5 protein-coding genes and 1 pseudogene are annotated in these 8,717 nt (G+C 40.5%); all 6 read left to right on the top strand.

What is annotated here, in order from left to right; all coding sequences use genetic code 11:
- Nucleotides 1-373: pseudogene (locus tag HT703_RS09680) on the top strand (diacylglycerol kinase); the annotation flags it as partial.
- 22 nt (nucleotides 374-395) lie between these two features.
- Complete coding sequence (gene pulA / locus HT703_RS09675; RefSeq protein ID WP_172930057.1) at nucleotides 396-2,675, top strand: type I pullulanase; 2,280 nt, start codon at nucleotides 396-398, stop codon at nucleotides 2,673-2,675.
- A gap of 380 nt (nucleotides 2,676-3,055) precedes the next feature.
- Nucleotides 3,056-4,984, top strand: coding sequence for a 1,4-alpha-glucan branching protein GlgB (glgB, locus tag HT703_RS09670; RefSeq protein WP_000375891.1), 1,929 nt, complete (start codon nucleotides 3,056-3,058; stop codon nucleotides 4,982-4,984).
- Nucleotides 4,974-6,116: a glucose-1-phosphate adenylyltransferase gene (locus HT703_RS09665; RefSeq protein ID WP_050971577.1), complete on the top strand. Its 1,143-nt coding sequence runs from the start codon at nucleotides 4,974-4,976 to the stop codon at nucleotides 6,114-6,116. Before glgB ends, HT703_RS09665 begins: the two co-directional genes overlap by 11 nt.
- Nucleotides 6,106-7,245 (top strand): glucose-1-phosphate adenylyltransferase subunit GlgD, encoded by a 1,140-nt coding sequence (glgD, locus tag HT703_RS09660; protein ID WP_172930056.1) that lies wholly within the window; start codon nucleotides 6,106-6,108, stop codon nucleotides 7,243-7,245. Before HT703_RS09665 ends, glgD begins: the two co-directional genes overlap by 11 nt.
- Nucleotides 7,242-8,675, top strand: coding sequence for a glycogen synthase GlgA (gene glgA / locus HT703_RS09655; protein ID WP_023940142.1), 1,434 nt, complete (start codon nucleotides 7,242-7,244; stop codon nucleotides 8,673-8,675). Before glgD ends, glgA begins: the two co-directional genes overlap by 4 nt.
- The last annotated feature ends 42 nt before the right edge of the window (nucleotides 8,676-8,717 follow it).

Raw genomic sequence — 8,717 nt, 5'->3', positions numbered from 1 at the left:
TTCACGGGTGGTTATGACTGCCTTGACCAATTCCATTGGAGGGTTTGAGCAGTTAGCGCCTGATACCAAGTTAGACGATGGTAATTTTACTCTGATTTTGGTCAAGACAGACAAGCTATTTGATATGTTGGGCTTATTGATACAGGCCATTAATGGTGGTCAGCATGTCTCAGACGTCAATATCGAATACCTTAAAACTAGCAAACTACGTTTAGAAGTTTTAGATGACCAAGAACCATTTATGCTGAACCTAGATGGGGAATATGGAGGAGATACCCCAGTTGAACTTCAAGTCTGCCATCATCACATCGAATTTTTTGTCAATCGAGACGAGATTAGTCAAGAATTTATTAGTGAAATAGAAACGAATTAAAAAGTAAAAAGGAAAAATAAAAATGTATAACTACCCTATGCGCATTCATTACCATCGCAAGAATGGTGAATACGACACTTGCTCTTTTGTAAAGAGTAAGGATCAACGAATTGATTTACTAACTTACCAAGAAGATTATTTTGGAGCCTTATTTAGCTTTGAACACCCAAGTGCTCATCCCTTAGAAAGCTTGAATTTTGTGGTTCACACAGGCCAAACTAGTAAAGAATATGCTATCCGTTTTAATCACTATCCCCTCTTAACAGAGGTCTGGATTTTGGAAGGCGATGATAGAATTTATTATTCTGAAAATCCTGCAATTGCAAGTCCTTTCTATAAAAATCAAAATCCTTTTGCTTTTGACAAGGCTATCAATAGCGCTAGTTTCGACCACCACTGGGGCTACCAAGGGGAATTGGGTTGCCGTGTAGAGGACAATCAGGCTCGTTTTGCTCTCTGGGCTCCAACAGCGACAGAAGTGCAGGTTGTCGTTTATGAATCAGCTGCTAATGATGCTCCTGTTTGGAAGACCTTTGAGATGGAGAGAGGCAATAGCTACTCTTATAATCACAAGGACAATACAATCGGTGTCTGGAGTTTGGATGTTGAGGAAGATTTGACTGGTAAGGCTTATCAGTATCAAGTCCAATTCCCTCACCACCAAACAGTGACACGCGATCCCTATACCATCGCGACCAGTCCTGATGGCAAACGTTCAGCTATCCTGAGCCATGAAGAAAAGCAAGTTGCAAACTTCGAGGTCAAGCACGGTTCAGAGGCTACTTGGCGCTTGGCAAATCCATGTAAGGCAGTTATTTGTGAAATGCACATTCGTGATTTGACCAAATCACCGACCTCAGGTGTGGATGAACATCTTCGAGGAACTTTCTTAGGTGCTGCTCAAACTGGAACAGTTAACCAGTACGGCCAGTCAACTGCTTTTGATCACATCAAGAAGTTGGGCTACAATTATGTTCAGTTGCAACCAATTGCAGACCGTCATAAAGAATACGATGAGGATGGGAATGTAACCTACAACTGGGGTTATGACCCACAAAACTATAACGCGCCAGAAACTAGTTTTTCAACTAATCCAGATGATCCAGCTCAGGTCATTCGCGATTTGAAGACCATGGTTCAAGCTTACCACGATGCGGGTATTGGTGTCATTATGGATGTAGTCTATAACCATACCTTCTCAGTTGTTGATGCACCTTTCCAAACAACTGTCCCTGATTACTATTATCGTATGAATCCAGACGGTACCTTCCAGAATGGAACGGGTGTTGGAAATGAAACAGCCAGTGAACACGAAATGTTCCGCAAGTATATGATTGATTCTCTTCTATACTGGGTGCAAGAATACAATATTGACGGCTTCCGTTTTGACTTGATGGGGATTCATGATGTCAAGACCATGCAGATGATTCGTCAGAGTTTGGATGAAATCGACCCTAACATTATCCTCTATGGAGAAGGATGGGATATGGGAACAGGTCTTGCACCTTATGATAAGGCTAAGAAAGACAACGCCTACGAAATGCCAAATATTGGTTTCTTTAATGACAATCAGCGTGATGCTGTCAAAGGTGGAGAAGTTTATGGTGCTATCAAGTCAGGTTTTGTCAGCGGTGCTGCGACAGAGCCAATTCTAGCCAAAGCAATCCTAGGAAGTCGTGAATTAGGAACCTATACACATCCAAATCAGGTGCTTAACTATGTGGAAGCCCATGACAATTACAATCTTCACGATTTATTGGCAACCCTTCATCCAAACCAAAGTTCAGAACAAATCATGCGCAAGGTCGAGACAGCCACAGCTATGAACCTACTCATGCAAGGGATGGCCTTTATGGAAATCGGTCAAGAATTTGGTCGTACCAAACTGGTTGCGACTGGTGAGAATGGTGAGTTGACCCATGATGATAGAGAGCGTGCGATGAATAGCTATAATGCTCCTGACAGTGTGAACCAAGTCAACTGGGATTTGATCAATGAGCGTCAAGACAGTATTGAGTTTATCCGTCAAGTCATCCGATTGAAGACAAAAACTGGTGCCTTTTCTTACTCTAGCTATGATGAAATTTACCATCATGTCTTTGTGCATTCTGCGATTGAACATAGCGGCTGCCTTATCTATGAAGTTCATGGGAAAGAACACCTCTTGGTGGTTGTGAATGCTAAATCAGAACCCTATCAATTTGAAAATGCAGGAAATTTAGCTATGTTGGTAACTAATAGTCGTTCAAAAGAAGATAATGTGTTAGATGATATTAGTCTAGCTGTCTTGAGTGTTTTATAAAGACCATCTATCTCGCTATTCTAACACATCATTGGAAGTGAACGAATAGAAAGAACTTAGTTGATAACTCACTTGTATAGAAAATTTGATAAATATTTTCATCAAACGTGTAAAATCAGGAAATTGTTTTCCTGGTTTTATTTTTTTGCTATAAAACAATAATAATCATAGAAAAATACGAACTTTTTGGTATTATAGTAGAGAAAAGAAAGGTGTTTTCACATTTTTTTGAAAAAATATTGCTTTACAATTGAACGAGAAAGTGAACTTTTTGTAGATTTTCAAAATAATTTTAAAGAAGTATAGTAATTTACTTGAATCTTCTCTAAAAAAGTAGTATAATAAAAACACAGAAAACGCTTACAGCAGAAAGGGAGTATATGGATAGAAGAGAAGCATTGCGCACCTTTATGACAGGTGAGAATTTTCACCTCCAGCATTATCTGGGAGCGCATAGGGAAGAAAAAGATGGTGAGTCTGGCTATACTTTCCGAGTTTGGGCACCCAATGCTCAGGCAGTTCACTTGGTAGGGGATTTCACCAATTGGGTTGAAAATCAAATTCCGATGGAACGGAATGAATTTGGAGTCTGGGAAGTCTTTACCAGTTTTGCTCAAGAAGGCCAAATTTACAAGTACCATATCACACGTGCAAATGGTCATCAGCTTATGAAGATTGATCCTTTGGCTGTACGGTATGAGGCACGACCTGGTACTGGAGCGATTTTAACAGAGATTCCAGAGAAAAAATGGAAGGATAGACTCTGGCTAGCCCGTAGAAAACGCTTAAGCTTTGAAGAGCGTCCTGTCAATATTTACGAGGTTCATGCTGGCTCTTGGAAGAGAAATCCAGACGGTAGTCCCTATAGTTTTGCTCAATTGAAAGATGAACTCATTCCTTACCTAGTTGAGATGAACTATACTCACATTGAGTTTATGCCCTTGATGTCTCACCCTCTCGGTTTGAGTTGGGGCTATCAGCTTATGGGTTACTTTGCTTTAGAGCATGCCTATGGTCGTCCTGAAGAGTTTCAAGATTTTGTTGAGGAATGTCACTTAAACAATATTGGGATTATTGTGGACTGGGTACCTGGTCACTTCACTATTAATGATGATGCCTTAGCCTATTACGATGGGACACCGACTTTTGAGTATCAGGACCATAATAAGGCTCATAACTATGGTTGGGGAGCACTCAATTTCGACCTTGGGAAGAATGAAGTCCAGTCCTTCTTGATTTCTAGCATTAAGTTTTGGATTGACTTTTACCATTTGGACGGTATTCGCGTGGATGCGGTTAGCAACATGCTCTATCTAGATTACGATGATGCCCCATGGACACCGAATAAAGATGGCGGTAATCTCAACTATGAAGGATATTATTTCCTTCAACGCTTGAATGATGTCATTAAACTAGCTCATCCAGATGTGATGATGATAGCTGAGGAAAGTTCATCAGCTACTCAGATTACTGATACAAAGGATTCAGATGGTCTTGGCTTTGACTACAAATGGAATATGGGCTGGATGAATGATATTCTCCGTTTCTATGAAGAAGATCCGATTTATCGTACATACGACTTTAACCTAGTGACTTTCAGCTTTATGTATGTCTTCAAGGAGAATTATCTCCTACCATTCTCACACGATGAAGTTGTTCATGGCAAGAAGAGTATGATGCACAAGATGTGGGGAGATCGCTATAATCAATTCGCAGGCTTGCGCAATCTCTATACGTACCAAATTTGTCACCCTGGTAAGAAATTGCTCTTCATGGGTAGTGAATACGGCCAATTCCTAGAATGGAGATCTGAAGAGCAGTTGGAATGGTCTAATCTAGAAGACCCTATGAATGCTAAGATGAAGTATTTCACTTCTCAGCTAAACCAGTTTTACAAAGATCATCGCTGTCTGTGGGAAATCGATACCAGCTATGATGGTATTGAAATCATTGATGCGGATAATCGAGACCAGAGTGTTCTTTCCTTCATCCGTAAGGGTAAGAAGGGCGACATGCTAGTCTGCGTCTTTAATATGGCACCTGTTGAACGAAAAGATTTTACAATCGGTCTGCCTGTTGCAGGGATTTATGAAGAAGTCTGGAATACTGAGTTAGAAGAGTGGGGAGGCGTTTGGAAAGAACATAATCAAACTGTTCAAACGCAAGAAGGACTATGGAAAGATTATGAGCAGACCTTGACCTTTACCCTACCGGCTATGGGAGCAAGTGTTTGGAAAATCAAACGCCGCTTGAAATCTGATAAAACTGTCACAAGTAAAAACCAAAAAGGAGTAGAAAATGAAGAATGAAATGTTAGCTTTGATTCTTGCTGGTGGGCAAGGAACTCGTCTCGGTAAACTCACTCAAAGCATCGCAAAACCAGCTGTGCAATTTGGTGGGCGCTACCGTATCATTGACTTTGCTCTTTCAAACTGTGCCAACTCAGGTATTCACAATGTTGGAGTCATCACCCAGTATCAACCACTTGCTCTCAACAACCATATCGGGAATGGTTCAAGTTGGGGTCTAGATGGGATTAATTCTGGTGTCTCTATCCTTCAACCATATTCTGCAAGTGAAGGAAATCGTTGGTTTGAGGGGACTAGCCACGCTATTTACCAAAACATTGATTATATCGACAGTGTCAACCCTGAGTATGTTTTGATTCTTTCGGGTGACCATATCTATAAGATGGACTACGATGCTATGCTCCAGTCTCATAAGGATAATAATGCTAGTTTGACAGTAGCAGTTCTTGATGTTCCTCTGAAAGAAGCTAGCCGTTTTGGTATCATGAACACAGATGCTAACAATCGTATTGTAGAATTTGAAGAAAAACCAGCTCAACCTAAATCTACAAAAGCTTCTATGGGTATTTACATCTTTGATTGGCAGCGTCTCCGCAATATGTTAGTCGCTGCTGAAAAGAGCAATGTCGATATGTCAGACTTTGGTAAAAATGTCATTCCAAATTACCTTGAGTCAGGTGAAAGTGTTTATGCTTACGAATTTAGCGGTTACTGGAAAGACGTCGGTACTATTGAGTCACTTTGGGAAGCGAACATGGAGTATATTTCTCCAGAAAATGCCTTGGATAGTCGTAACCGTCAATGGAAGATTTACTCAAGAAACTTGATTTCACCACCAAACTTCCTCGGAGCAAATGCTGATGTGGAAGACTCATTAGTTGTAGACGGATGTTTCGTTGATGGAACTGTTAAACATTCTATCCTTTCAACAGGCGCGCAAGTTCGCGAAGGAGCGGAAGTGGTTGATTCAGTTATCATGAGTGGAGCTATCATTGGTCAAGGAGCTAAGATTAAACGTGCCATTATTGGTGAAGGTGCGATTATTTCTGACGGTGTCGAAATTGATGGAACAGATGAAGTACAAGTTGTAGGATATGATGAAGTAGTGGGGGTAGCAACAGATGAAGATTGATAAATATTCTGCCATTTTAGGAAATACAGTTGGTTTTCATGATATGTCGACATTGACGGACCATCGTCCAGTAGCAAGTTTGCCATTTGGTGGGAAATATCGTTTGATTGACTTCCCGCTTTCAAGCCTTGCTAATGCAGGTGTTCGTAGTGTCTTTGGTATTTTCCAGCAGGATAATATCAGCTCAGTCTTTGACCATATCCGTTCAGGGCGTGAGTGGGGCTTGTCAACCCTTCTTAGCCATTACTATCTAGGAATTTACAATACCCGTGTGGAAAGTAGTACAGTTGGAAAAGAATACTACCAACAGCTTCTTACTTATTTGAAACGTTCTGGGTCAAACCAAACGGTTTCCCTCAACTGCGATGTTCTGATTAACATTGATTTGAACCAAGTTTTCCATCTACATAGTACAACAAAAGGGCCTATCACTGTAGTTTATAAAAAGCTAGCTAAGAAAGACATTTCAGAAGTAAACGCAATCTTGGAAGTGGATGAGACAGACCATGTTCGTTCTCATAAACTCTTTGATAGCAAGTCAGCAGCTGAAACGTTCAATATGTCTACAGATATCTTTGTCGTTGATACACCTTGGTTGATTGAACGCTTGGAAGAAGAAGCTAAAAAAGAACATCCAGAGAAGTTGCGCTATGTTTTACGTGATTTAGCTGCTAAAGAAGGAGCTTTTGCCTACGAGTATACAGGCTACCTTGCAAATATTCACTCTGTAGAGTCTTATTACAAAGCTAACAAAGATATGCTTGAATCGCAAAAATTCTACTCTCTCTTCTCACCAAATCAAAAGATTTATACAAAGGTTAAGAACGAAGAACCAACTTACTATGCTAATACATCTAAGGTAAGTACTTCTCAGTTTGCTTCTGGTAGTATCATTGAAGGTCAAGTGGCTAATTCTGTTCTATCACGTAATATTCATGTCCATAAGGATAGCTTGGTTAAAGATAGCCTGCTCTTCCCTCGTGTTGTTATTGGAGAAGGAGCTCAGGTTGAATATGCTATCTTGGACAAGGGTGTTGAAGTTGAGCCTGGTGTTGTGATTCGAGGAACTGCAGAACATCCAGTTGTCGTTAAGAAAGGTAGCAAAGTAACAGAGGATATTCATTCATGAAAATTTTATTTGTAGCAGCAGAGGGTGCACCCTTTTCAAAAACAGGTGGTTTGGGAGACGTCATTGGCGCTCTTCCTAAATCACTTGTAAAAGCGGGACATGAAGTTGCAGTGATTTTACCCTACTATGACATGGTAGAGGCTAAATTTGGAAATCAGATTGAAGATGTTCTTCATTTTGAGGTGAGCGTCGGTTGGCGCAGACAGTATTGTGGAATTAAGAAAACAGTATTAAATGGTGTAACCTTCTACTTTGTTGACAGCCAATATTATTTCTTCCGTGGTCATGTTTACGGTGATTTTGACGACGGAGAGCGCTTTGCCTTTTTCCAACTTGCTGCCATTGAGGCTATGGAAAGGATTGACTTTATTCCTGACCTTCTCCATGTTCATGATTACCATACAGCCATGATTCCTTTCTTGTTAAAGGAAAAATACCGTTGGATTCAAGCCTATCAAGGAATAAAAACTGTTTTAACCATTCATAATTTGGAATTCCAAGGACAATTTTCAGAAGGAATGTTATGGGACTTGTTTGGAGTTGGCTTTGAACGTTATGCTGACGGTACCCTTCGCTGGAACAACTGTCTGAACTGGATGAAGGCAGGTATTCTCTATGCGGATCGTGTTTCAACCGTCTCACCTAGTTATGCTCAGGAAATTATGACCAGTAAATTCGGATGTAACTTGGATCAGATTCTTAGAATGGAGTCTGGTAAAGTATCTGGTATCGTGAATGGGATTGATGCTGACCTTTATAATCCTCAGACGGATGCTCTTTTAGACTATCATTTTAATCAGGAAGATTTGTCTGGAAAAGCCCAGAATAAGGCAAAATTACAAGAGAGAGTTGGCTTGCCAGTTAGATCTGACGTTCCTCTAGTGGGAATTGTTTCTCGTTTGACACGTCAAAAAGGTTTTGATGTGGTGATCGAAAGTCTTCACCATATCTTGCAAAATGATGTTCAGATTGTTCTTTTGGGAACTGGAGATCCAGCCTTTGAAGGAGCTTTCTCATGGTTTGCTCAGATTTACCCAGACAAGATATCAGCAAATATCACTTTTGATGTCAAACTTGCTCAAGAAATCTACGCTGCCTGTGACCTCTTCCTCATGCCAAGTCGTTTTGAACCATGCGGCTTGTCTCAAATGATGGCTATGCGTTACGGAACCTTGCCATTGGTTCATGAAGTTGGTGGTTTGCGAGATACTGTCCGCGCTTTCAATCCAATCGAAGGAAGCGGTACTGGTTTTAGCTTTGACAATCTATCACCTTACTGGTTAAATTGGACTTTCCAAACAGCATTGGACTTGTATAGAAACCATCCTGACGTTTGGAGAAATCTACAAAAACAAGCTATGGAGTGTGATTTCTCATGGGATACAGCCTGCAAGTCATACCTTGACTTGTACCATAGTTTAGTTAATTAATAGATAAAATCGTATGATGACTTCATACGATTTTTGGGCTGT

It is taken from the genome of Streptococcus sp. 3874 (genome assembly GCF_013276425.1).
Classification (GTDB): Bacteria; Bacillota; Bacilli; order Lactobacillales; family Streptococcaceae; genus Streptococcus; species Streptococcus pseudopneumoniae.
Note: the sequence above shows the minus strand (reverse complement) of the source record. Positions and strands in the feature narration are given on the sequence as shown.